The 24,466-nt window shown below is 68.4% G+C and carries 19 protein-coding genes and 1 tRNA gene; 7 read left to right on the forward strand and 13 right to left on the reverse strand.

The genetic code is table 11. The features are described 5' to 3' along the window. Positions 1 to 144: 144 nt before the first annotated feature. The 4 genes from DU484_RS16655 to DU484_RS16670 form a co-directional block, all read right to left on the reverse strand. The gene (locus tag DU484_RS16655) at positions 145 to 885 is read right to left on the reverse strand and encodes a response regulator (RefSeq protein ID WP_114587057.1); all 741 of its coding nucleotides are present in this window, start codon (positions 883 to 885) and stop codon (positions 145 to 147) included. Between the two features lie 63 nt (positions 886 to 948). After that, entirely contained in the window at positions 949 to 1,746 is a 798-nt protein-coding gene (locus tag DU484_RS16660; protein ID WP_114587058.1) for a DUF2182 domain-containing protein, read from the reverse strand. Between the two features lie 4 nt (positions 1,747 to 1,750). Next, positions 1,751 to 2,362 (reverse strand): DUF1326 domain-containing protein, encoded by a 612-nt coding sequence (locus DU484_RS16665; RefSeq protein ID WP_114606487.1) that lies wholly within the window; start codon positions 2,360 to 2,362, stop codon positions 1,751 to 1,753. A gap of 111 nt (positions 2,363 to 2,473) precedes the next feature. Beyond that, entirely contained in the window at positions 2,474 to 2,740 is a 267-nt protein-coding gene (locus tag DU484_RS16670; RefSeq protein WP_114587060.1) for a glutaredoxin family protein, read from the reverse strand. 178 nt (positions 2,741 to 2,918) lie between these two features. Here DU484_RS16670 and DU484_RS16675 point away from each other — a divergent pair, with 178 nt between their 5' ends. Then, positions 2,919 to 3,326, forward strand: coding sequence for a hypothetical protein (locus tag DU484_RS16675; protein WP_114587061.1), 408 nt, complete (start codon positions 2,919 to 2,921; stop codon positions 3,324 to 3,326). A gap of 151 nt (positions 3,327 to 3,477) precedes the next feature. Here DU484_RS16675 and DU484_RS16680 read toward each other — a convergent pair. Continuing rightward, positions 3,478 to 3,551, reverse strand: a tRNA-Lys gene (locus DU484_RS16680). 100 nt (positions 3,552 to 3,651) lie between these two features. Between DU484_RS16680 and DU484_RS16685 the strand changes: the two genes are divergently transcribed. Continuing rightward, a complete protein-coding gene (locus tag DU484_RS16685) occupies positions 3,652 to 5,112 on the forward strand; it encodes a DHH family phosphoesterase (protein ID WP_114587064.1) in 1,461 nt (486 codons plus the stop codon). On the opposite strand, the gene DU484_RS16690 is transcribed toward DU484_RS16685, so the two are convergent. The 5 genes from DU484_RS16690 to DU484_RS16710 all read right to left on the reverse strand — a co-directional run bounded on the left by DU484_RS16690 (position 5,109) and on the right by DU484_RS16710 (position 10,590). Next, positions 5,109 to 5,399 (reverse strand): PRC-barrel domain-containing protein, encoded by a 291-nt coding sequence (locus DU484_RS16690; protein ID WP_114606489.1) that lies wholly within the window; start codon positions 5,397 to 5,399, stop codon positions 5,109 to 5,111. The two genes, DU484_RS16685 and DU484_RS16690, sit on opposite strands and share 4 nt — an antisense overlap. 48 nt (positions 5,400 to 5,447) lie before the next feature. Beyond that, positions 5,448 to 7,646, reverse strand: a complete 2,199-nt coding sequence (locus DU484_RS16695) for an LUD domain-containing protein (protein WP_114606490.1) — start codon at positions 7,644 to 7,646, stop codon at positions 5,448 to 5,450. After that, complete coding sequence (locus DU484_RS16700) at positions 7,639 to 8,151, reverse strand: LUD domain-containing protein (protein ID WP_114587067.1); 513 nt, start codon at positions 8,149 to 8,151, stop codon at positions 7,639 to 7,641. Before DU484_RS16700 ends, DU484_RS16695 begins: the two co-directional genes overlap by 8 nt. A gap of 45 nt (positions 8,152 to 8,196) precedes the next feature. Then, the gene (locus DU484_RS16705) at positions 8,197 to 9,930 is read right to left on the reverse strand and encodes an Nramp family divalent metal transporter (protein WP_114606491.1); all 1,734 of its coding nucleotides are present in this window, start codon (positions 9,928 to 9,930) and stop codon (positions 8,197 to 8,199) included. A gap of 99 nt (positions 9,931 to 10,029) precedes the next feature. Further along, positions 10,030 to 10,590 (reverse strand): helix-turn-helix transcriptional regulator, encoded by a 561-nt coding sequence (locus DU484_RS16710; protein ID WP_114587069.1) that lies wholly within the window; start codon positions 10,588 to 10,590, stop codon positions 10,030 to 10,032. 326 nt (positions 10,591 to 10,916) lie between these two features. Between DU484_RS16710 and DU484_RS16715 the strand changes: the two genes are divergently transcribed. Further along, positions 10,917 to 12,626, forward strand: coding sequence for an L-lactate permease (locus DU484_RS16715; protein WP_394338748.1), 1,710 nt, complete (start codon positions 10,917 to 10,919; stop codon positions 12,624 to 12,626). 54 nt (positions 12,627 to 12,680) lie between these two features. Then, positions 12,681 to 15,698: an FAD-binding and (Fe-S)-binding domain-containing protein gene (locus tag DU484_RS16720; RefSeq protein WP_114606493.1), complete on the forward strand. Its 3,018-nt coding sequence runs from the start codon at positions 12,681 to 12,683 to the stop codon at positions 15,696 to 15,698. Here the strand turns inward: DU484_RS16720 and DU484_RS16725 are convergent. Together DU484_RS16725 and DU484_RS16730 are read right to left on the reverse strand one after the other, a co-directional pair. Then, positions 15,695 to 16,453 (reverse strand): helix-turn-helix transcriptional regulator, encoded by a 759-nt coding sequence (locus tag DU484_RS16725; protein WP_114606494.1) that lies wholly within the window; start codon positions 16,451 to 16,453, stop codon positions 15,695 to 15,697. The two genes, DU484_RS16720 and DU484_RS16725, sit on opposite strands and share 4 nt — an antisense overlap. A gap of 220 nt (positions 16,454 to 16,673) precedes the next feature. Then, positions 16,674 to 17,108, reverse strand: a complete 435-nt coding sequence (locus tag DU484_RS16730) for a GIY-YIG nuclease family protein (protein WP_114606495.1) — start codon at positions 17,106 to 17,108, stop codon at positions 16,674 to 16,676. 122 nt (positions 17,109 to 17,230) lie between these two features. Here DU484_RS16730 and DU484_RS16735 point away from each other — a divergent pair, with 122 nt between their 5' ends. Further along, positions 17,231 to 19,528 (forward strand): DEAD/DEAH box helicase, encoded by a 2,298-nt coding sequence (locus DU484_RS16735; RefSeq protein WP_114606496.1) that lies wholly within the window; start codon positions 17,231 to 17,233, stop codon positions 19,526 to 19,528. On the opposite strand, the gene ppk1 is transcribed toward DU484_RS16735, so the two are convergent. Further along, the gene (gene ppk1, locus DU484_RS16740) at positions 19,525 to 21,825 is read right to left on the reverse strand and encodes a polyphosphate kinase 1 (protein ID WP_114606821.1); all 2,301 of its coding nucleotides are present in this window, start codon (positions 21,823 to 21,825) and stop codon (positions 19,525 to 19,527) included. The genes DU484_RS16735 and ppk1 overlap by 4 nt on opposite strands. 188 nt (positions 21,826 to 22,013) lie before the next feature. Here ppk1 and DU484_RS16745 point away from each other — a divergent pair, with 188 nt between their 5' ends. Next, positions 22,014 to 23,165, forward strand: coding sequence for an alpha-1 4-glucan-protein synthase (locus DU484_RS16745; RefSeq protein ID WP_114606497.1), 1,152 nt, complete (start codon positions 22,014 to 22,016; stop codon positions 23,163 to 23,165). A 117-nt stretch (positions 23,166 to 23,282) separates the two neighbouring features. After that, on the forward strand, positions 23,283 to 24,458 hold the full coding sequence (locus DU484_RS16750) for an ABC transporter substrate-binding protein (RefSeq protein ID WP_114587076.1): 1,176 nt from the start codon (positions 23,283 to 23,285) through the stop codon (positions 24,456 to 24,458). The last annotated feature ends 8 nt before the right edge of the window (positions 24,459 to 24,466 follow it).

Raw genomic sequence — 24,466 nt, forward strand, 5'->3', positions numbered from 1 at the left:
CGAACGTCGATACCTGGGGGTCGAGAAAGGTCAGTCGCGTACAGGTACGACGTGAGCACGCATCGACTCACACGAGATGCGCATCTATCATAAACGTTCCTGTTTATTCGGCGGTGGCGGCGTATCCGGCGCCGGGGTGGTGGCTCACTCGTCGGCGTCGGGGGGCGAGACTTCGGAGACGGCGATGAGAAGGTGGTCGTCGTCGAGGGTGGTGACCATCTTCGACTCGGTGAACGTGCTCCCGTCGGCGCGGAGGCCGGTGCTTCGACCCGTCCACTTGCCGCCCTCCTGCACCACCGGGAGGACGTGCGTGCGGATGTGTTCCACCTCGTCGTCCGGGTGGAGTTCCGTCCAGTGTTTCCCCGTCACCTCGTCGGCGTCGTAGTCGTACAGGTCGGCGTAGCCGGTGTCGACGCGGTCGAACCGTTCGTCCGGCCCCACCACGCCGACGGCGTCGAGTTCGGTCGCCGCCTCCGAATCGAACTGCCCGTCGGAGTCCACGGCGTGTTCGACGCGGCGGACGAGGGTCGTATACTGGCTGGGGCTGCTCTTGTGGAGGTAGTCCGTCACGCCAGCCCGGATCATCTCCGCGGCCACGTCGCCCGTCTCCTCGCCCGAAAAGAGGAGAAAGGGGAGTTCGGGGTGGGTCTCCCTGACTGCTCGCAAGAACTCGATGCCGTTGGTCTCGGGCATCCGGTAGTCGCTGACGATGCAGTCGAAGTCGGTGTCGGCGTCGCGGAGTCGGTCGAGCGCGTCCGCCGGCGTCGTCGTCGTCGTCACGGTACAGTCGAGGGCGTCGTCGCGTTCGAGGTAGGCTTGCACCAAGTCGCCGAGCGCGTCGTCGTCGTCGACGTGGAGTATCGAGAGCGTCGCGTCGGGCCGCATCGTCGGCATTCAGGGCGCCGAGCGCATAAACTGACCGCCACGGGGGCTATCAGTTCCCGTCGGTCACGCGACGCCGACAGCCGTCGCGGCGAGGACGGCGACGCCCGCGACGCCGGCGGCGACGCCCACCGTTCGCGCGAGTCGGTCACCCCACGACACCGTCCGCTCGGCGGAGAGCACGAGGGTGATGCCGGCCATCCACACCAGGTTCATGGTCCCGACGACCACCATGAAGGCAAACAGCGCCCAGCAACAGCCGAGACAGTACGCCCCGTGGTCGAGACCCATCCGCGCCGCACCCCGAACGCCGGGGCGACTGTGCGTCAGCAGGAAGCCGAGCGGGGTCCGGCAGTGATCGAGACACCGCTCCTTGTACGGTGAGAGCTGATACGCCGCGAGGAGGAGGAGCGTCACGCCGATGAAGATACCCGACGACGCGACCCGCGAGACGGGGACGGCGTAGTTCGCCGCCAGCGGAACGACGCCGACGGCCGTCCAGAGGAGCGTGTAGCTGCCGAGGAAGGCGCCGACGCGAAGCAGTCGCTCGCCCCGTCCGCGGCCGTCCAGCGTCCGGTGGTACATGCTGACGAGCGGCACGGACGACGGGTACATCATCGCGACCATCATCACACCCCACATCAGGAGGTAGAGCGCCCAACCGGTCGGTCCGGACCCCGTCGCCATCGCCTCCGGGACGCCGGGGTCGGTCATATCCATCGCCATGTTCGACGAGGGCATCGGCAGCCACCGCCCGAGCATCGAGAGCCACGCGACGAGCGCGGCGGCGTACACGCCGAGGGCGACGACCCGCCGCTCGTGGCGCCCCTCCGGCAACACCCGTGCGGCGAATCCGGGCGCCATCGACTCAGGCGTTGGTCAGTTCGAAGTCACAGATGTAGGCGTTGTTGCCGCCCACATCCCACTGGAACCGGTCGTCGTACGAGACGGTCGCGCTCCGTGACTCGCCGGTCTTCATCGTCAAATCCGCCGTGAGCGGGTGCGGGGAGACGGTGCCGGCCTCCTCGTTGAAGCCGACCCGTTCGACCACGTCCATCTCCATGTCGTCGCCAAAGGAGACGGTCGTCCGGTCACCATCGACGGCGAACTCGACGGGTGCCGTCGCCACCTCGGTCGACCGGAAGTGACCGTCCGCGACGGGCGCCCAGATGCCGCCCGCGCGACCCAAGTAGATGTCTTCGATGGCGGCGCGTTCCTCGTCGGTCGCCTCGTCGTCGACGAGTAACACCACGTCCCACTGCGTCGACGGATCGAACATGACCCCCTCGTCCGACTCGATGAGCATCCCCACCCGTCGCCCGGAGAGGTCGACGTCGCCGTACCCGCCGTCGGTGATGTTCCACGCGAGCGCCGCCGTACAGTGGTCGTCGTCCGGCGCTTCCATCCAGACGCACTGGCAGGCCACGTCACAGTTACACGCCTCCGCGTACTCCCCCGAAATCTCCCACGTTGTTGTCATCGTGTGTCTCCTTCACACGGTACGTCCTGTTGGGCCATAAACATATATTCACCAATCCCTGACACACTCGAAATTCGTCGAACTGACAGCTGACGCGCCGAACTGGTCGCGCTACTCGCGCAGGATCGCTCGGAGTTCGTCGGCGTCGACGCGGTATTTGAATCGCGGGCGCCCGTCGACGGTGACGTAGGGGACGCGCTCGCCGTATCGCTCGCGCAGGTCCGGGTCGGCGTCCACGTCGACGGTGTCGATCTCGACCGGTCGGGACGACGACGCCGCGACGCGCTCGACGGTGTCGATGGCCTCCGCACAGAGGTGGCAGTTCTCGCGGGTGTAGACGGTGACCTGCGCCGGGTCGGGGTCCGAATCGGCTGTCACGGGCGGCCCTACCCATCCGCCGGCCCTAACTCCTTCGCCGGAGCGACGTGACGCGGCTCGCACGGAGCGCGATTTGAGATACAGTAATGTTTAATTATAGTGAACTTTTCAATCGATATTAATACTAATATGCATAACTACATTAGCTTTTTCAGTTTATTCCCAATTTTAGACAATTGTGAAAAGAAACAGTTCAGTTCGAACGGGCGTCGTCGTCGCCGCCGCGGGATTACTGGTCGTGATGGCCGGATTGTCGGGTGTCGGACTGGCCGAGAACCGCCCGGTCTCGGCGGCCCACTCGTCGGCCACGGCGAGCGGGGTCGAAATATACGAACACCGGACGGAGTCCGGAGACGAGTTGCACACAATCGTTCTCCCACCGGCGGCAGTCGATGAAACGACGGCCGACGGCGACATGCTCGGAATCGTCGTGATTCCGGAGCGGGATCGAGTCTGTCGATCCGTCGCCGGCGAGAGTGACGAAACCGCCACCGCCGACTGTGTGACGAGCGGGTCGACGGTCGATGCGTACCTCGACGACGCCGCAGTCGAACGGAGATCGAACGGCAACTACACCGTCGAGTAGGACGACTCCGCTCGTCGCTCGATGGCGCGGAAGCGGGCCGGGAGGGAGTTGAACCACGGTCGTTCCGCTCGCTTCGCTCGCGTCACTCTCTGGTTCAACTCCTTCCTGCCGGTTCCCTCACCGCCTCGCTGTCGCTCGGCGGTTCAGTGCACGGGCCGGGAGGGAGTTGAACCCCCGACCGACGGATTAAGAGTCCGTCGCTCTACCTGACTGAGCTACCGGCCCTCACCCTTCGCTATCGGTGGCCCGGTAAAAGGCGTTTCCCTTCCCGTCCGGTGGGTGGAAGGGACGACGTTAAGTGAGATGCCGCGATACGTCGGCGTGCATGAGCAACGCGGCTACGGTCTCGACGATGTCGTCGTACGCGATCCTCGGCTGTGGGAGCGTCGGTCACGCGGTCGCCGAGGACCTGGCGGACGAGGGCAAGAACGTGCTGATCCTCGACCGGGACGAGAGCCGCGTCGAAGCGCTCCGCGATCAGGATCTCGACGCCCGCCAGACCGATATCCGCGACGACGAGGTGGCGGACCTCGTCGCCGGACGGGACGTACTCCTCATCCTCGCCTCCGACGTGGAGGCGAACAAGGCGGCCGTCTCGACGATCCGCGAACGCGGCGGCGATCAGTTCATCATCGTCCGCGCATCCGACCCCGTCTCGGAGGACGAACTCACCGAGGCGGGCGCGGACGTGGTGATCACCCCCTCGCAGGTGATCGCGGAGTCCGCCCTCCGGGCGCTGGAGACGGGCGAGCTGGAGTACAAGGCCCAGCAACTCGCCGACATCCTCCGTTCGGGCGGCGGGCGCCTCGCGATCCTCACCCACGACAACCCCGACCCCGACTCCATCGCCAGCGCGGTGGCGCTACAGGCCATCGCCGAGGCCCACGACGTCGAGGCGGACATCCTCTATCACGGCGACATCGGCCATCAGGAGAACCGGGCGTTCGTCAACCTCCTCGGCATCGAACTTCTACCGCTCTCGGAGGCGGACGCGCTCGACGACTACGCGCTGGTCGCGCTGGTCGATCACATGAAGTCGGGCGACGTGGGTCTCGACACCGGCGTCGACATCTTCATCGACCACTACGAACCCGAGACGGACTACGACGCCGAGTTCATGGACGTGCGGCCGAACGTCTCCTCCACCTCCACCATCCTCACCAAGTACATTCAGGAGTTCGACCTCTCGCCGGAGGAGGCGGTGGCGACGGCGCTCCTGTACGGCATTCGCGCCGAGACGCTGGATTTCAAGCGCGACACGACGCCCGCAGACCTGACCGCGGCGGCGTATCTCTACCCCTTCGCCAACCACGACACGCTCGAACAGGTGGAGTCGCCGTCGATGTCGCCCGAGACGCTCGACGTCCTCGCGGAGGCCATCCAGAACCGACAGGTGCAGGGGAGCCACCTCGTCTCGAACGCGGGGTTCATCCGCGACCGGGACGCGCTGGCACAGGCCGCCCAACACCTCCTGAATCTGGAGGGGATCACCACCACCGCCGTCTTCGGCATCGCCGACGACACCATCTACCTCGCCGCGCGCTCGAAGGACATCCGGATCAACATCGGGAACATCTTGGACGACGCCTACGGCGCCATCGGCGAGACGGGCGGGCACTCGACGCAGGGGAGCGTCGAGATTCCGCTCGGACTCTTCACCGGCATCGAGGCCAGCGAGGACAACCGCGATACGCTCCTGTCGCTGGCCGAGGAGGCGGTCCGCAAGAAGCTGTTCGACGCGATGGGCGTCGAGAGTAGCGCGAGCGAGGCAGGAAACGGGAGCTAGGCGACGACTTCCTCGTCTTCGTCCTCGTCTTCCAGCCGTTCGACCACGTCGTTGATCAGGATGACGTCGCCGACGGCACGGACCCAGCGATAGGGGATCATCACGCCCTTCCCGGCCTCGATGCGGCCGGCGAACAGTTCCTGACTCAGTTCGCCGAGCGCGAGTCCGGTGACGGCCTGCTGGCTCAGATCCAGCCGTACGTCCTCGACTTCACCGACGAAGACCCCGTTGTTCGAGTACACCTCGCGCCCGACGAGCGTCGTTATCTCCTGTGGCGTGCCGTCCATATGCCTCCCTGTTCGTCGCGGGTCTTAATAGTTCGCGGAAGGGGTTGACTACGGCGCGATCAACTCGACCGGGTGCGTCGAGGGCCGCGAGAGGAGGGCGTCGAGCTGTTCGAGACAGGAGGTCCCGCTCGCCACCACCGTACGGTCCCGCGCCTCCGTCGTCGAGAACTGTTCGGCCAGGTCGTCGCCCACGTCCATGCTCAGTTCGTAGTACGTGTCCTTGTAGCCGAAGGAGCCGGCCATGCCGCAACACTCCACGTCGGAGGTGAGCACGTCGTAGCCGAGGTCCTCCAACACCGCGACGGTGTGGGCCTCCAGCCCGAGCGTCCGCTGCTGGCAGTGGGCGTGGTAGGCGACGCCGTCCCCGTCGCCGCCGCGGAGCGTATCGGCGTCCGCGCCGTTCTCCAGCAGGCCGTAGACGTACTCCATGATCTCGTAGCTGTGCTCCTGCAGGCGCTCGACGGACGCCTCGGGGAGGAACTTCTCGTACTCGCGGTCGAACATCGCGAGGTCGGAGGGTTCGATGACGACCACGTCGCGGCCGGCATCGAGGTGTTCCGCGAGCCTCCCGTACACGTCGTGAGCGTGCTCCTCCGCGGTGGCGATCATACCCTGCGAGAGGGGCGCGCGCCCGCTGGAGCGCACGTCGGGGACGCGGACCGAGACGCCGAGCGCCTCCAGGGTCCGGACCGCGGCCTTCCCGCGTTCGACCTGGACGTGGTTGGTGTAGACGTCGGGGTAGAGGACGACTTCGCGCGTGGGGTCGGACACCGCCGTGACGCGGTTCTCGAACCAGTCGACGAGCGTCTCGCGCTGGAACTCGGGCAGGTCACGGCGGGCGTCGACGCCGGCGACGCGTTCGAGCGCCCAGCGGGCCGGGCCGGTCTTTGCGACCCAGTTCGAGACGGGCGCCGTCGCGCTCCCGAGTTTCGCCAGCGTCTCGAAGTTGCCGAACAGGCGTTTGTCCAGGTCGAGGCCACCGGGCTCCTCGTCCGGCGTCAGGCCCTCGACGAGGAAGTCGTAGCCGTCCGGCTCCTTGCCGCGGTTCACCCGGTCGCGGACGACGGTGTTGATCCACGGGATGTCGATCTTGGTGGGACAGCCGTTGACACACCGGGAACAACCGGTACAGAAGTCGTTGAACTCGGCGGCGGTGTCCAGCCCCTCGATGCCCGCCTCCCAGCCGGTGCCGATGCCACCGGAGTACGTCTCGCCGCCGAAGGCGTGGCCGCCGACGTGCTGGAAGTTGGCACAGGAGTTCGAACACTGACCACACCGGATGCAGTAGAGCGTCTCGCGGAGCTGGTCGTCCTCGCGCATCGCCATCCGTCCGTTGTCGATGAGGACGAGGTGGAACTCGCGGTCCGAGTCGCGCTCGGAGAGCGGCGTCTCGTCGTCGTCGAAGTCGACGGTCGGAGTGTCGACGGGCGGCGTGAGCAGGGAGACGTACGCCGTCAGGTCCTGTCCCGTGCCCGAACGCGCGAGGAGTTCGAGGAAGGGAGAGAGCTCGTCGGTGGAGGGAATCACCTTCTCGACGCCCGTGACGGCGACGTGGGTGTCGGGCGTGACGGCACATTTTCGGGCGTTGCCCTCGCTGGTGACGATGGCCATCGTCCCGCTGTCGGCGGTGACGAAGTTGGCGCCGGTCATGCCGACGTCGGCGTCGCGGATGCGTTCGCCCAGTTTCTCGCGCGCGAAGCTGGTCAGCTCGCTCGCCGTCTCCGGCGGGTCCGCGGGGTCGAACACCTCCTTGAACAGTTCCGCGATGCTCTCCTGAGAGCGGTGGATGGCGGGCGCGATGAGATGCGAGGGCGTCTCGTCGGCGAGTTGGACGACCCACTCGCCGAGGTCCGTCTCGACCACGTCGACGCCGTCCTCGGCGAGGGCGTCGTTGACCTCCAGTTCCTCGGTGGTCATCGACTTGCTCTTGACGACGCGCTCGGCCTCCTTCTCCGCCGCCACGTCGCGGATGTAGCGGTTGGCGTCGGCGGCGTCGTCCGCGATGTACATCTGGCCGCCGTTGTCCTCCACCGCCGTCCGCAACTCATCGAGGAGTTCGGGCAGGCGGTCGATGGCGTCCTCCTTGATCTCGCGGGCGCGGTCCCGGAGTTCCTCGTAGTTCTCCAGGCCCTCGATGGCTTCCCGACGCTTCCGGTTGAAGCCCTTGGTGTTCTCCTCGATGGCGGGGCCTTCGGTCGCCATCAGCCGGCGAATTTCGGCCGCCTTGTCGCCTCGACCCTTACTCATCGAGCATCACCACGTGGACGGCCTCGGGACCGTGGGCGCCGAGGACGAGTTTCCCCATGTCGGCGGTGGCGCTGGGACCGGTGGCGACGATGGCGCTCAGGTCCTCCTCGCGGGCGGCGTCGCCGAAGCGATCGAGTGCCTCGGGCAGGGCCGGAAGCACGTCGTCCGCGCGAACGACGGGGACGTGGAGCTTGGGGTAGAGGGAGACGAGTTCGGCGCCGTCGTCGGTGGCGGGGAGGAAGACGCTGCCGTAGTTGGCGACGCCGTAGGAGGCGGGCGTGATCCCCGTCTCGGCCCGTTCCAGTTCGGCGGGCGTGGGGTCGACGGTCACGCTGTCGGGGTACTCGACGTCGAAGGGGAGAGGGACGCCGACGGCCGGGTCGCGGACGATGTCCGCGAGCGTCGTCGCGAAGTCCGCGGCCGTCGTCCGGGTGCAGTCGACGCCGAGGTCGGCGAGGGACTCCTCGAACGTCGAGAGCGTCGGATTCGTGGTCGTCGTTGCCATGTCCGGTGGATTGGGACGCGGCGGCTTTGTAGCTTCGGTCCGCGATCAGCGCTCGGCGACGACGGTGCCCGCCGCGGCGCGTTTGGCGCCGACGGACCGAGCGACTGCGTACCCCTGCACGAGCGCGTAGCCGACCCAGAGGGCGTAGCCGCCGGGGGCGCTCCCGACGACGCCGACGGTCGTCCCGAGGGCGTCGACGCCCGCGGTCGTCGCCGTCTGGCCGATCAGGAGGACGCTGAAGTAGCCGTAGAAGCCCGACGCCCACCACATGGCGACGACCCGACCCCAACTCGGCTGGAGGTGTTCGGGCAGGCGTCGCGTGTTGACGAGGAGGGTGAGGACGGTGTAGGGCCACATCATCACGCCGGAGAGGGCGGCGCCGACGACGAGCAGGAAGAAGGGGCCACGCGTGCCGAGCGGCGCCGAAAAGAGGAGGATGACGACGATCCCCCAGACGGTGAAGGCGGTGAGGAGCCACCAGAATAGCCGCGAGAGGTCCCAGCCGGCGTCGCGCGCGAACGCCTCGTAGACGGCGTCCGCGGAGTTGCGGACGAACGACTCGACGATAGCGTACTCGGTGGTAAAGAGGGCGACGAAGAGGAGAAGGAAGACGAGCAGTGCGCCGAGACCGCCGAGGGCGGGCGCGATGGCGCCGAGCCACATGTCGAGTGCGTTCGCGTCCGCGCCCGGCGCGTGCCGGCGAGCGACGGCCATCAACACCGTCGCGACGAGGAGGAGGCCGACGACGAAGGTGAGCAGGTGTTCGGCCTGGATCACCCGCCACCAGCCACGCCACCGCTGCAGGTGCAGGGGCGTGGGACGGAACGTGAAGCCGTCGCGCCGGATCGGTTCGGGGTCGTCGCCGGTGAGGGGGTTGCGGACGCGGCCCTGGTAGTTGCCCATGCCGTACCCCTTCTCGCGCGCCCAGAGGCTCTGGGAGAGGTTGAGGTAGCCGCCCGCGCCCGCGAAGGCGAGGCCGCCGAGGAAGACGGCCACGTCCATCTCCGGCGGGAGCGTCCCGACGCCCGTCACGGCCGTCGACAGGGAGCCGACGTCGGCGACGGCGCCACTGACGACGGCGAGGGCGAGGGCGGCCGCGATGGCGACAAAGAGGAGGCCGATCTGAAACGCCTCGACGGCGTTGTAGGCGACCGACGACACCTGATAGGAGAGCCAGACGACGAGCAGGAGACCGACCGCGAGTGGTTTCCACGCGGGGAAGCCGAACAGCGTCGTCCCGGCGAGACCGGTGGCGGTGGCGGCGACCTGTGCGGCGCCGGCGGCCCACCCCGGCCATCCGAGGCTGAGGAGGCCGGCGAGGAGGAACACCCACGGCCACGCGGGGGTGACCCGGACGTAGGAGCGGAAGACGCTCTCGCCGGTGGCGAGCGTCCACCGCTGGAGTTCGGTGTTGACGACGAACTGGGTGAGGACGCCGACGACGAAGGCCCAGTAGATGGCCCAGCCGTGGCGGGCGATGAGGCCGGGCCAGAACAGCGTCTCGCCGCTCCCGAGGGAGGCACCGAGCATGATGGCGCTCGGCCCGACGACGTGGCGGACCCGCGGCACCCGCGGGAGTTCGGCGAGGCGGAAGGCGCCGCCGGTGCCGCGGGCGGGGTAGTCGTCGGTCTCCGGGGCACGCTCCAGGTCCTCGTAGGGCAGCGGACAGTACCACGTGCCCCGGTACTGACGCCCCTCGATGGCGGACGCGTAGACGGGGCCGTCGTCGGCGTCGGGCGCGTCGGCGTCGGCCTCGGAGCGCGAACCGCCGTCAGCCACGGTCGGGGGCGTCGCGTGGCGTCCGGCAGTCGCTGGGCGGCGGTCCGTGCATGGGGTGAACAGCGGGGGGTCGGCGTCGCGCGGAAAAAAAGGGACCGATCAGTCGCCGCCGAGGAAGTGCCAGAGGTGGCCGCGCTCGGCCGGCGGATCGACGCCCGGGAGGTCCTTCAGCGCCGGCTGAATGGCGTTCCACCACGCCTCCGCGGACTCGTAGCCCGCGGGGTTGTCGTGGTACACGTCCCGCAGGAAGTCGGCCTTCTTCGCCTCGGGATGTGCCGCGAGGTAGTCGTAGGCGGCCGAGAGCGCCTCCCGGCGGGCGTCGAGCGTCGGGCCGCTCCCGGGGAGGGTGGCGTCCCGGATGGCGTTGTCGACGGCGAGCGGCCGGTCGTCGTCCGGATCGGGACCGCGTTCCATCGGCACCCACCACACCCGACTCCGGGCGCCGACCTTCCGCGTCCGGAGCGTCCCCCGGTCGACGAGCGTCGAGAGTTTGTTGTGTGCCGTCCGCCGCGAGCAGTCGAGCGCCTCCATCACGTCGCTCGCGGTGAGGGGGCGGGCGAGATCGTCCCGGGCGTCGAAGACGTCCAGCGCCGCCTCCGGGGGGATGTGGTCGGCGTACTGGCCGTCGTCGTTCCGGGGTCGGTCGCCGCCGTCGCTCATGCCGAACACCAGTGCAGACGTGCGCATAAGCCTTTACACACGAAAGAACATCGAGTGCACACGTATGTACCACCCATTATTCTCGTGTGCATAGGACATCGCCAAATCCACTAAAACCGCCACAAAAGCCCCAAAACCCGAAATTATTCCAGTTCACTCGAAGATATCAGGCGCGTAGCGCGTCGGCGCCGACCGCCGAAACGTCACGAAAAGCGAGGAACGACGGATATATATCGGGGCAAACGGTGCCATGGAACGATGCCAGAACGATTAGAGAACGACTGTGGAACGAACCGCGCGGCCGTCGTGCCGCGCCGGAGGGTGTGATGGCGGCGATCGACGTCGCCATCGCGGTGTTGCCGCTCGCGGCCATCGCGTACCTGATGGTCGGGCGGTTCTGGCCTGCGACGCGGGCGATGCCCGTCGCGTGGGTCGTCGCCATCGGCGCCGGCTACTTCGGCTGGAACATGTCGCTCCGATGGATCGGCGCCGCCACCGTCAACGGCTTCATCACCGCCGCGAGCATCCTCTGGATCGTCTTCGGAGCGATCCTGCTGCTCTATACGCTCAAGCGCACCGGCGCGTTCGACGCGATCAACCAGGGTTTCGCCTCGATCAGCGACGACCGGCGCGTGCAGGTCGTCCTGCTGGTCTTCCTGATGGGCTCGTTCATCGAGGGCGCGGCCGGGTTCGGCACGCCCGCGGCCATCGTCGGCCCGCTCCTCGTGGGACTCGGCTTCCCGCCGCTGGCCGCCGTCGTCGTCGCGCTCACCGGCAACCTGATGGCCATCACCTTCGGCGCCGTCGGGACGCCGCTGATCATCGGCATGATCGACATCTTCGGCGACGTGGAGGTCATCAACTCGGCCGTCACGGCCCAGGGCATGACCATCGAGGGCTGGGTGGCCGAAATCGCGGTGTGGGCCGCCTCCTTCCACGTCGTCGTCGGCGCCGTCCTCCCCTTTATCGGCGTGGCGATGATGACTCGCTTCTTCGGCGAGGAGCGCTCGATCAAGCCCGCACTGGAGGTCCTGCCGCTCTGTCTGTTCGCGTGGGCCTCCTTCGCCGTCCCCTACTGGGCGACGGCGTACCTCCTCGGTCCCGAGTTCCCCGGCCTGATCGGTGCGATGGTCGGCCTGTTCGTCACGGTCGGCGCGCTCAAGGCCGGCTTCTTCCACCCCGACGAGGAGTGGGACTTCGGCGACCAGTCCGGGTGGCCCGACCACTGGGTCGGTGACATCCAGCCCGGCGAGTCCTCGTCCCGCGGGACCCACGTCGCCGCCGACGGCGGCACCGTGCAGACGATGTCGCTCCCGCGGGCGTGGGCGCCCTACGCCCTCGTGGCGGTCCTGCTGGTCGTCACGCGCGTCGTCGACCCGGTGACCGGGTTCCTGCAGTCGAACCTCGTCCTCGAGTGGACGCGCATCCTCGGTACGTCGCTGTCGGGGTCGCTCGCCGTCCTCTACCTACCCGGCGCGGTGTTCGTCGCCGTCCACCTCCTGACCATCCCCATCCACGGGATGTCGACCGACGAGATCACGGGCGCGTGGGCAGAGACGGCGGAGAAGGTGATGCCCGCCGTCATCGCCCTGCTGTTCGCGGTGGCGACGGTGCAGATCATGCTCCAGTCGGGGACCGCGACTGGAACCGACGGCATGCTGATCGTCCTCTCGGATACGATGGCGACCGTCGCCGGCGGCGTCTACCCGTTCTTCGCGGCGCTCGTCGGCGCCCTCGGCGCCTTCCTCGCCGGGTCGAACACCGTCTCGGACATCCTCTTTGGCACCTTCCAGTACGGCGTGGCCGATCAGATCGGCTTCCCGCACACCATCATCCTCGGCGCGCAGGCCGTGGGTGGCGCCATCGGGAACCTCATCGCCGTCCACAACGTGGTCGCGGCGCTCGCCGTCGTCGGCCTCGTCGGCGAGGAGGGACGGGTCATCCGCTACGAACTCATCCCTCTCGCGTACTACGCGGCCGCGACGGGTGCCCTGACGCTCCTGTTCGGCTACGTGCTGTTCCCGGGCGTCTTCTAACCCGACGCCCAGCAGTACCTGCATTTTAAGCGCCCCTACGCCAAGAGGCCGCCAATGGCAACGACAGGCGACGCCGCCGACGATCCCGCGTCGGCGGGCGATTACGACTACCGGAGCGACGACGTCGACCGGCCGGGGATGGTCGACGACCTGGACGACCTGATCGCGGGCGCCGTTCGCTTCGACGACTACTCCCGACAGCTGTACGCCACCGACGCCAGCGCCTACGAGATGACGCCCATCGGCGTCGTCTTTCCCACCTCGACGGCGGACGTGGCCGCGGTGGTCGACTACTGCGCCGAGCGCGAGATTCCCGTCCTGCCGCGGGGCGGCGGCACCAGCCTCGCCGGCCAGACCGTCAACGAGGCCGTCGTCCTCGACTTCTCCAAGGAGATGGACGACGTGCTGGAGATGGACCCGGAGAACCGCCGCGCCCGCGCGCAACCCGGCGTGAAACTCGGCGACCTCAACGCCGAACTCGCCCCGCACGGACTGAAGTTCGCGCCCGACCCCGCGTGGGGTGACAAGAGCGTCCTCGGCGGCGCCATCGGCAACAACTCCACCGGCTCGCACTCGCTGAAATACGGCAAGACCGACGCCTACGTCGAGGAGGTGGAGGTCGTCCTCGCGGACGGCACGGTGACGACGCTCGGCGAGGTGACGATGGACGAACTCCGGGCAGGGGCCGATCCCGACGGGTCGCTCGAAGAGCGGTTCTACGCCGAAGCCCTCCGCATCGTCGACGAGGAGGCCGACGAGGTGCGCGAGAAGTACCCGAACCTCAAGCGCAACGTCTCCGGCTACAACCTCGACGTGCTGATCGACGAGGCCGAATCCGACTCCGTGAACCTCGCCCGACTGCTTGCGGGGAGCGAGGGAACCCTCGCCATCATCACGGAGGCGACCGTCTCGCTCGAACCCGTCCCCGAGACGAAGGCCATCGGCCTGCTGACCTACGACGACCTGCTCGACGCGATGGAGGACGTGGCGCCGATTCTGGAGCACGACCCGGCGGCGGTGGAGGTGATGGACGACGTGTTGCTCGACCTCGCCCGCGAGACGGCAGAGTTCCGGGACGTTGTCGGGATGCTCCCCGAGGGGACCGACTCGGTACTCCTCGTCGAGTTCTACGCCGAGAGCGACGCGGACGGCCGGGAGAAGGTGGCGGACCTGATCGCCGACCGCGTGCCCGACGGCGAGTCGGACGCCGACCCCTCGGACGGCGCCGCCGACCTGACGCCCGAACCGCGCCGCGCCCGCGCGGCGATGGAGGCCCACGACCCGGAGACCCGCGAGAAGTTCTGGAAGATGCGCAAGTCCGGTCTCCCCATCCTGCTGGGTCGCACCAGCGACGCCAAACACATCGCCTTCATCGAAGATACGGCCATCCCGGCCGAGAACCTGCCCGCCTACGTCGCGGACTTCCAGGACATCCTCGACGACCACGATACCTTCGCCAGCTACTACGCCCACGCCGGGCCGGGCGTCCTCCACATCCGCCCGCTGGTGAACACGAAGACCGTCGAGGGCGTCGCGGAGATGGAGTCCATCGCCGACGCCGCGACCGACCTCGTGGTCAAATACGACGGCTCCGTCTCGGGCGAACACGGCGACGGCCGGGCACGCACGCAGTGGAACCGGAAGCTGTACGGCGACCACCTCTGGAACGTCTTCCGCGACCTGAAGACGGCGGTCGATCCCGACTGGCTGCTCAACCCGGGGAACGTCTGCGGCGATGCCGACATGACGGAGCACCTCCGGTTCGGTCCCGACTACGACTTCGACGCCGGGTTCGATTCCGCGCTGAACTGGGACAACGAAAACGGCTTCCAGGGCATGGTCGAACTCTGTCACGGCTGCGGCGGCTGTCGCGGCCCACAGGAGACCACCGGCGGCGTCATGTGCCCGACCTACCGCGCCAGTCAGGAAGAGATTACGGCCACCCGCGGCCGGGCGAACCTGCTCCGGCAAGCCATGAGCGGCGACCTGGACGACGAGGAGCAGTTCGACGTGGAGTTCATGCACGAGGTGCTCGACCTCTGTATCGGCTGCAAGGGCTGTTCGAAGGACTGCCCCAGCGAGGTCGACCTCGCCAAGCTGAAAGCGGAGGTGACCCACGAACACCACCAGCGCCACGGCTCGACGCTCCGCGACAGACTGTTCGCGAACATCGACGCGCTGAACGCGCTGGGGTCGACACTCGCTCCCCTCTCGAACTGGGCGGCGAAGGTGCCGGGCGCCCGGACGGTCATGGAGAAGACGGTGGGCATCGCGAAGGACCGCTCGCTGCCCACCTTCCACCGCGAGTCGCTGGTCGACTGGTTCGAGGCTCGCGGCGGGGCACAGGTGGACGCGAGCGAAGCCGACCGCCGGGTCCTGCTCTTTCCCGACTCGTACACCACGTACAACGCGCCGGAGGCGGGCAAGGCCGCCGTCAGAGTGCTGGAGGCGGCGAACGTCCACGTCGAGATACCCGACGACGTGACCGGGAGCGGTCGCCCGCCGTTCTCGAAGGGCTTTCTCGACCTGGCGCGGGAGCAGGCGGCGACGAACGTCGACGCCCTCGCACCCCGGGTGCGAGAGGGGTGGGACGTGGTCGTCGTCGAACCGTCCGACGCGGTGATGTTCCAGTCGGACTACCTCGACCTCCTCTCGGGTGAGGACGCCGAGACGGTGGCTGCCAACAGCTACGGGATCATGGAGTACGTCGACGCCTTCCGCCTCGACGAGTCGCTGGACGTCGACGCGCCGGCGGAGACGCTGACCTACCACGGCCACTGTCACCAGAAGTCCACCCGGAAGGACCACCACGCGGTCGGCGTGTTGCGCCGCGCCGGCTACGCGGTCGACCCCCTCGATTCGGGCTGTTGCGGGATGGCCGGCTCCTTCGGCTACGAGGCCGAACACCTCTCGATGAGCAAGGCCATCGGCCGCATCCTCTTCGATCAGGTCGACGACAGTCCGGGCGACCGGATCGTCGCCCCCGGCGCCTCCTGTCGCACCCAACTCGGCGACCACTACGACGAGAAACCGCCGACGCCGGTCGAAGCGCTCGCCGAGGCGCTGAACTAGAGCGGCGTCGCCGCCGCCCACAGACGCTCGTGGAGGTCACGCGCCCACCGCGTCGCCGCGGGGTCGTCGCTGCCGACGAACCCCCGCGGCGTCTCGTCGCGGTAGACGACCAGCCCCATCTCGGGGCCGTCGGGCGTCTCCGCCAGGACCAGCGAGACGGGGTCGTCCCGGTCGAGACGGCACAGGGCCACGCGGCCGAGGTCCATCGCTTCCCGCATCTCCCCGGGCCGAGCCGAGCGCTGTCGATCGATCACGCGATCCGTCGCCACGAACGTGCCGGTCATGCCGTCGAGCACTCTGTCGTGGTAGAGGCGGGCGTGGCGGGAGAGAAACCGACCGGTGTACACCGAGACGTGGGTGGCGTCCGCGACGAGCGCGGCGACGCACTCGACCGGCCGGTTCGGAGCGTGCGGATGGGCCTCGACGACGCGCGCCCCGTCGAGAACGGAGAGGTCGACGTCAAAGGAGAGGTCGACGCCGTCGAACAGCGGTGCGACGGCAGCGGCGGTGGCGGTCCGCCGCCGCCGCTCGTCGTGGGCGGCGAGCGCCAGCCGACCGGCGACCGTTACCCGATACCCTTCGTCCGACGCCGCCACGAAACCGTGCGTCTCCAGTTCGCGGATCGACCGCTCCGCCGTCGACCGCGAAACGTCGATTCGCTCCGACAGTCCGGCCTTCGACGCCGGCGCCTCGCCGAGGGTACGAAGCGTGTCGAGACGCCGGTCGACGGTGGCCACGGCCGAGGAGTCGGTCACCGACCCTCACCACCGATATTTTTATATATTTGAACTCACCCGCTGACGTATTCTCCAGGCGGTAACATGAAGCTATCGTCGAATGTGTTTAATAGTGCCGGGGTGCCTCTGACACGAAGGGTCGTGGCGGGTTGCCCGGCCCGCCTCCCGACCGTTGCCCGACCGACGGCCGATTCGCCCGGATCGGCCGGCGGTTGGGCGTCCCCGGTCGCCCATACTTCTACACCGCTCGGCGAGCGTCTCGATGTGCCGCCTCGACGGCCGTCCGTATCGACTCGATACCCCGACCGACCGCGAGATGCGAGCGACAGCCACAGTCCGAGGCGCCGAAGCCGGCGACCGGGCCGTCGGGGAGGCGGGCGGCAACGGCACACTCGGCGTCGACGCCGGGTGACGTGACGACGCCGACCAGTTCGGTCGTCGGGTGCCCGGTCAGGTAGTCGACGTGCCAGTGTCGAGTGTCGTGGTCGCCGGCCGCGACGCGCCGGTGACGGTCGACGCGGGCGAAGCCGCCGCTGCCGAGGGCGCTCCCGGTGTAGGCGTACGCGCCGGCAGGGAGGGCGTGCGTACCGAGCGCGCCGACGGCGATTTCGGCCGGGTCGGGCAGGGACAACAGGAGGGTGTAGGTGCCACCCGCGGCGTCCGTGTCGTCCATGTGGCCGCGTGCGGCGTCGGGGAGGAAAACGGTGTCGTGATCCGCGGCCGCGCGTCGCCCACCCCCGACGCCGAAGTCGGCGGGACCGCAACCGGTATGACCGTGCCGTCCCGAGCGGCGATGTGGACGCCGTCGACCGACTGCGTGCGCGCGCCGGCGAGGGGCAGCTCGCCGACTACCGCCGCCTCCCGGGCCGCGAGCCGACGTACGCCGACTGTGATCTCGAACCGCGACTGGCGAGTGCGCTCGCCGACCGGGGGATCGACCGCCTCTACCGCCACCAGGTCGAGGCCATCGAGGCCGTTCGCGACGGCCGGGACGCCGTGCTCGCGACGCCGACGGCGAGCGGCAAGAGCCTCGCGTACACCGTCCCCGCGTTCGAGCGGGCGATGGATCACGGGGGTCGCACGCTGTATCTCGGCCCGCAGAACGCCCTCATCGCCGATCAGGCCGAGAGCCTCTCCGAACTCGCGTGCGACCTGGGGTTCGGGAGCCGCGTCTCCGTCGACACCTACACCGGCCGGCTCTCGCAGGCCGAGAAACGGGACGTACGCGATCGACGACCGACGGTCCTCCTCTCGAACCCCGACATGCTTCACTACGGCCTCCTGCCCCACGGTCACCGGCTGTGGGAGTGGCTCTTCTCCTCGCTGGACCTCGTCGTCGTCGACGAGGTCCACGGCTACCGCGGCGTCTTCGGGAGCCACGTCGCCCTCGTCTTCCGACGGCTCGCCCGCCTCTGTGAGCGGTTCGGGAGCGACCCGCAGTTCGTCTGCTGTTCGGCCACCATCGGCAACCCGGTCGAACACGCCGCGCGCCTGACCGACCGGCCCGAGTCGGGGTTCGCGCTCGTCGACGAGGAGACGAGCGGCCGGGGGCCGCGCCACTGGCTCCTCTGGAACCCCCCCGAGTACGAGGGCGACGGGGGCTCTGGACGGCGCCGGTCTAGCCACGTCGAGACGAAGCGACTGTTCGCCGACCTGGTGGCTGAGGGGCACCAGAGCCTCGTCTTCACGCGGGCGCGACAGACCGCCGAACGCTACGCCACCGAGAGCGCCGACACCCTCCGCGACCGGGGCGAGCGGGACCTGGCGAACCGGATCGAGGCGTACCAGGCCTCGCTGCGGGACGACCGCCGGCGCGACATCGAGGACGGCCTCCACGACGGCGACGTGCGGGGCGTCTGGAGCACGAGCGCGCTCGAACTCGGCGTCGACGTGGGGGGACTCGACGCCGTCCTCCTCGACGGCTACCCCGGCACCCGGATGTCGACGTTCCAGCGCGCGGGGCGGGCGGGTCGCGGATCGGACCCGGCGCTCGTCGGCCTCGTCGCCGGCGAGGACCAGTTGGACCAGTATCTGATGGCGAACCCCGACGACCTCTTTGCCGGCGACCCGGAGCGGGCGACCGTCGACCCCGAGAACGAACACCTGTTGCCCGCCCACGTCGCGTCGGCGGCCGCGGAGAACTGGCTGTCGCGGGCCGACGAGGCCCACTTCGGCGAGGGCTTTCCCGACGTCGTCACCGACCTCGAAGCGGACGGCGTACTGGAGCGCCGCGAGACGGCCGAAGGCGTCCGGTGGACCCACGCGGGCGACCACAGTCCACAGCACGAGACGAACCTCCGAACCGTCGACGACCGCGAAATCGACCTGCTGGCCGACGGCGACGTGATCGCCTCCCTCGGCTTCGGCGACGCGCTCCGTGACGCCCACCCCGGTGCCGTCTACCACCATCAGGGGCAGTCCTACGAGGTGGGGGAGTTGGACCTGGACCGCGACGTGGCCACGCTCCAGTCGACGTGGGCGGACTACTACACGCGCGTGCTGACCGAGAAGTCGATCACGGTGGACCGGGACCGGGCGGCGACCCCACTGTCGGCCCGGCCCGACGTCGAGGTGTGCCTCGCGGACGTGACCGTCGCCGAGCGCGTGACCGGGTTCGAACGGCGCGACGCGAAGCGGGGGGAAGTGCTGGGTCGGGAGGCCCTCGACCTCCCCGAGACGACCCTGTCGACGACGGCGCTGTATGTCACCGTCCCCGACGACGTGGAGATGGCGATGCGGGAGGTGGGCGACTTCGCGGGCGGCATCCACGCCGCCGAACATGGCCTCATCTCCCTACTCCCCCTCGAACTCCTCTGTGACCGGGGGGACGTGGGTGGCCTCTCGACGCCGTATCACGACCACACCGGCGCGAGCACCATCTTCGTCTACGACGGCCATCCGGGCGGCGTCGGCCTCGCGCGCGGCGCCCACGAGCGGATCGAACCCCTGCTGGCCCGGACGGGGCGGATGATCGACGCCTGCGGGTGTGCGGACGGCTGTCCGGCCTGCGTCCAGTCGCCACACTGCGGCAACGCGAACGAGCCGCTAGCGCCCGAGCCGGCGGTCCTCCTGCTGGAAGCGCTGACGCATTAGTCCGTGGCGTCGTCCGTCGCGTCGGCGTCGCCAGTCCCGCCGGCGCTACCCGTCACCAACAGATCGCCGGGGCTCGCGGGGTGGTCGGTATCGATGCCGCGGTCGTCGTCGCACTCGTGGGCGGCCCGGGCCGCGGCCATCAGAATCTCCTGAGTGCCCCAGACGGGGTCGGAGCCGGGCGTCCGCTGGTCGTAGCTCCCGTCCGCGTTCATCTCCCAGCCCGAGCGGTTGTCGTGCAGCATGACTTCGAGGACGAAGCGGAGCTGCTCGCGGAGGTCGGGGTCGGTCACGGGCGCGACGGCCTCGACGCGGTAGTCGAGGTTGCGCGTCATCCAGTCCGCGGAGCCGACGAAGTACTGGGGTTCGCCGCCATCGTCGGTCGCTGGCCGACTGCCCGGGGTGCGTCGCTCCCCGCCGTCGTCGGGGTCGTCCGGTCCCGCGCCGTTCTCGAAGTAGTAGATGCGGGAGTGTTCGAGGAAGCGTCCGACGACCGAGCGGACGGTGACGGTGTCGCTGACGCCCTCGATGCCCGGGCGCAGGCGACAGATGTCGCGGACGAGCAGGTCGATATCGACGCCGGCCATCGACGCCCAGTAGAGCTCTTTCACCATCTCCGGATCTTCGAGCGCGTTCATCTTGGCGACGATCCGTGCCGGGCGGCCGGCGCGGGCGTACCTAGCCTCGCGGCGCACCAAGTCGGTGAAGCGCTCGCGCATCGTCACCGGCGCGACGAGCAGTTTGCGGAACTCCTCGTCCAGCGACGGGCCGGTGAAGAAGTTGAACACCGTCACGAGGTCCTGCCCGACGTCGCGGTCGGCGGTCAGGAGGCCGAGGTCGACGTAGCCTTTCGCCGTCTCGGAGTGGTAGTTCCCGGTGGCGACGTGAGAGTAGAGTTTCACGCCGTCGTCCTCCTCGCGGACGACGAGGGCCGTCTTGGTGTGTGTCTTCAACCCCACCGTGCCGTAGGCGACGTGGATGCCGTTCTCCTCGAGTTTGCGCACCCACTGGAGGTTGTTCTGCTCGTCGAAGCGGGCCTTGAGTTCGACCATCACGGCCACCTGTTTGCCGTTGTCCGCGGCGTCGATCAGGCGCTGGATCACCTGAGAATCGCTCGCCGTGCGGTAGATGGCGGCTTTGATCGCCAGCACGTCGGGGTCGTTGGCGGCGGCGTCGAGGAAGCGCTGGACGGTGCCGTCGAAGGAGTGGTACGGGTGGTGGAGGAGTACGTCGTCGCTCGCGATTTCGTCGAACAGGTCGGCGCCGTGGAGGCTCACGTCGGCGTTCGGCCCCTCCGCGAACCGAGGGTGGGGGAGCGGCGACCACCGCTCGCGTTTCAGGTCGGGGCGGTCGAGGTCGACGAGCGTCGAGAAGTCGCGGTAGTCGAGCGGTCCGGCGCGGCGGAACACCTCCTCGGGGTCGAGGTCGAGTTGGTTCCGGAGCAGATCGATCATCGCCTCGGGCGCGTCGGCGCCGATTTCGAGGCGAACCGCCGTGGCGAAGCGTCGCTGTTCGATCACCTCCTCGATGGCTTCGATGAGGTCCTCCGCCACCTCGCCGTCGCGGTGCACCTCCGCGTTGCGCGTGATCCGGAAGGGGGCGGTGTCGAGCACCTCGACGTTCGGCATCAGGAGGTCGAGGTGGGCCTCGATCAGGTCCTCGAGGAGAACGTACCGCGAGCCTTCCTCGACGGGGACGAGTCGCGGGCGGTTCTGGGGCACCTTGATCCGGGTGAAGATGGGGTCCTCGTCGGCGTCGTGGCGGACGAAGACGCCGAGCGAGAGGCTGAGATTGGAGATAAAGGGGAAGGGATGGGCGGGGTCGAACGCCAGCGGGGTCAGCGTCGGCAGGACGGACTCCTCGAAGTACGCCCGCATCCGCTCGCGTTCGGCCGCGGTGAGGCCGTCGTAGTCGACGATCTCGACGCCCGCCTCGGCGAGCGCCGGACGGATCACCTCGCGGTAACAGTCCGTCTGGCGGTCGAACATCGGGCCGGTCGTGTCGAGAATCTCGCGCCACTGCTCGCGGGGTGTCCGCCCGTCGACCGTCGGATCGGTGACGCCGGCGTCGATCTGTTGTTTCAGGCCGCCCACCCGTTTCATGAAGAACTCGTCGAGATTCTTGGTGAAGAGACCGAGAAACCGCACGCGTTCGAGGAGGGGCGTCCGCTCGTCGAGCGCCTCGTGGAGGACGCGCTTCTGGAATTCGAGGTGGCTCAACTCGCGGTTCAGGTAGTATCGCGTGTCGTCGAGGTCCGGGGAGTCGCCGCGTGACCCGTCCGAATCGTCTGAATCTGACATGGCTGGGAGGTGCCACGGCGTCGGCGCCGTGGCGCGAATCACCGTCCCGGACGGCGACACCACGGAAAGCCGTTGGTATGATTTCTACGTCGTTCTATCGAGAAATATATATCGCCACTGCGGCGTGACAGTTACTTTAGGCGAGCCTAATCGCCAGTTACTTTAGGTGGCCCTAAAGAGGGATGAGCATGAGCCAAGACGTCTGTGTGATCGTCCCGACGATCAGGGAGTACGAGTGCGTGCGGTCGTACGTCGCGAACGCGGCGGACCACGGCTTCGACACCGACCGACTGGAGTTCGTGTTGGTGACCGAGGACCACTGTCCGACGGAGGAGATGGCGGCGATGCTCGACGACCTGGGCGTCGCGGGCGAGGTGTTCGACGGGAGTCGGCGCGAGGCGTGGCTGGAGGACCACGGCGTCGGCGACTACGACCACCTGATTCCGGCGCGGAGCCACGCACAGACGAGTTTCGGCCTCCTCTACCTGTGGGCCCACGACCACCCCTACGGCGTCTTCATCGACGACGACACGCGCCCGCACGAGACCGTTGACTTCTTCGGCACCCACCTGGACAACCTGACCGCCGACCGCACGGTCGAGTCGGTGCAGTCGGACGAGAACTGGGTGAACGTCCTGTACCACGACGCCGAGAACCACGGCCTCTACCCCCGCGGCTACCCGTACGCCGCGATGGACGAGACGATCGAGACGGGGGAGAGAGAGGTCGACGAGGTGGTCGCCTCGCAGGGCCTGTGGACGAACGTGCCCGACCTCGACGCGGTGCGCATCCTGATGGACGGCGACCTGCAGGGGCAGGCGGAGACGCGCCTGACGGCCGCCGATTTCGGCCCCGACTTCGTCGTCGAACCCGGCCACTACCTCACCGTCTGCTCGATGAACCTCGGCTTCAAGCGCGAAGTCGTCCCCGCCTTCTACCAGTGTCCCATGGACGACAACGAGTGGTCGGTCGGCCGGTTCGACGACATCTGGAGTGGCGTCTTCCTCAAGCGCGCGGCCGACGTGTTGGGCAAGGACGTGCTGACCGGCGACCCACTCTGCCGCCACGACAAGGCGCCGCGCTCGACGTTCGACGACCTGCACAACGAGGTGGCGGGGCTGGAACTGAACGAACATCTCTGGAAACTGATCGACGGCGCGGGCGCCGACGCCGACACCTACGCCGGCGTCTTCGAGGCGATGGCCGACGCCCTGCTGGACGCGGAGGCCGACTACCGCAACGGCGACTTCCTCGCGTACGTCGGCGAACACATGCACGACTGGCTGGCGTGTCTCGACGACCTGCAGTCGGCCGAGCGGGCGGTGCCGGCGGACGACTGAGGGGCGTCACACGAGTTCCAACGGGAATTTCTCGTGTTGAGCCGTAACTCTCGTGAACTCCTCGCAGAGTTTCCGAATCGGCAAATATAAGTGTTTTAGGGTAGCCTAAATCAAACCATGAAGGAAAACCGTAGCTCCCGGCGTCGAGTCCTCCAACTCGGGGGCGCCGCCGGACTGGCATCGATCGCGGGCTGTAGCGGACTCCTCGGCGGTGGCGGCGGTAACGGCACGAACGGCGGCGATGGCGGCGGTGGCACCGGCGGCGAGAACGTCGTCGGACAGATCGGTTCCGGGCGCTCCCCGTTCGGCTCACGGGACATCTCCGGCGGCGTCTCGATGGCGGAGATGCCCGACCTGAGCGGCGAGTTGACCCTCTACTCCGGCCGCGGCGAACCGCTCGTCGGCCAACTGATCACCTTCATCGAGGACCTCTACCCCGACCTGACGATCCGGCCGCGGTACAACTCGGCCGCGGAGCTGGTAAACCAGATCGAAACCGAGGGATCGGGCAGCCCGGCCGACGTGTTCTACTCCGTCAACGCCGGTTCGCTCGGCGCGCTCAAGGACCGCGAACGGACGGTCGAACTCCCGACCGAGGTGCTGGACATGGTGCCCGACCAGTTCCACGACAGCGACGGGACGTGGATCGGCACCTCGGGGCGCGCCCGGACGATTCCCTACAACACGAACGAACTCTCGGACTCCGACGTCCCGGACGACATCTTCGCGTTCCCGGAGACGGAGGCGTTCCGCGACGCCATCGGCTGTGCCCCCACGTACAGCTCGTTCCAGGCGTTCATCACGGCGATGCGCGTGCTCAACGGCGAGGAGGAGACCCGGCAGTGGCTCAACGGGATGCTCGAACTCGGCCTCGATACCAACTACGCCGACGAGTTCCTGGTGAGTCAGGCCGTCGCCGACGGCGAACTCCGCGCCGGCTTCGCCAACCACTACTACATCCAGCGGGTGCTCGCCGGGCGACCGAACGCCCCCATCGCCACCGCGTTCACCGAGGGCGACGCTGGCGCCATCTTCAACGTCGCCGGCGCCTGCGTCCTCGACACCGCCTCGGACACCGACCTCGCCGCCAACTTCGTCCGGCACCTGCTGTCGGCGGAGGCACAGGACTACTTCGCGCGGGAGACGTTCGAGTACCCACTGGTGCCCGGCGTCGAACCCATCGGCCGCCTGCCGACAATCGACGAATTGAACCCCCCCGAGGATTTAGACCTCACTCAGCTGTCCGATCTGGAGGGGACGGTCGATCTCCTCCGGGACGTCGGCGTGCTCTGACACACCCC

The sequence above is a fragment of the Haloplanus rubicundus genome (assembly GCF_003342675.1).
GTDB lineage: Archaea > Halobacteriota > Halobacteria > Halobacteriales > Haloferacaceae > Haloplanus > Haloplanus rubicundus.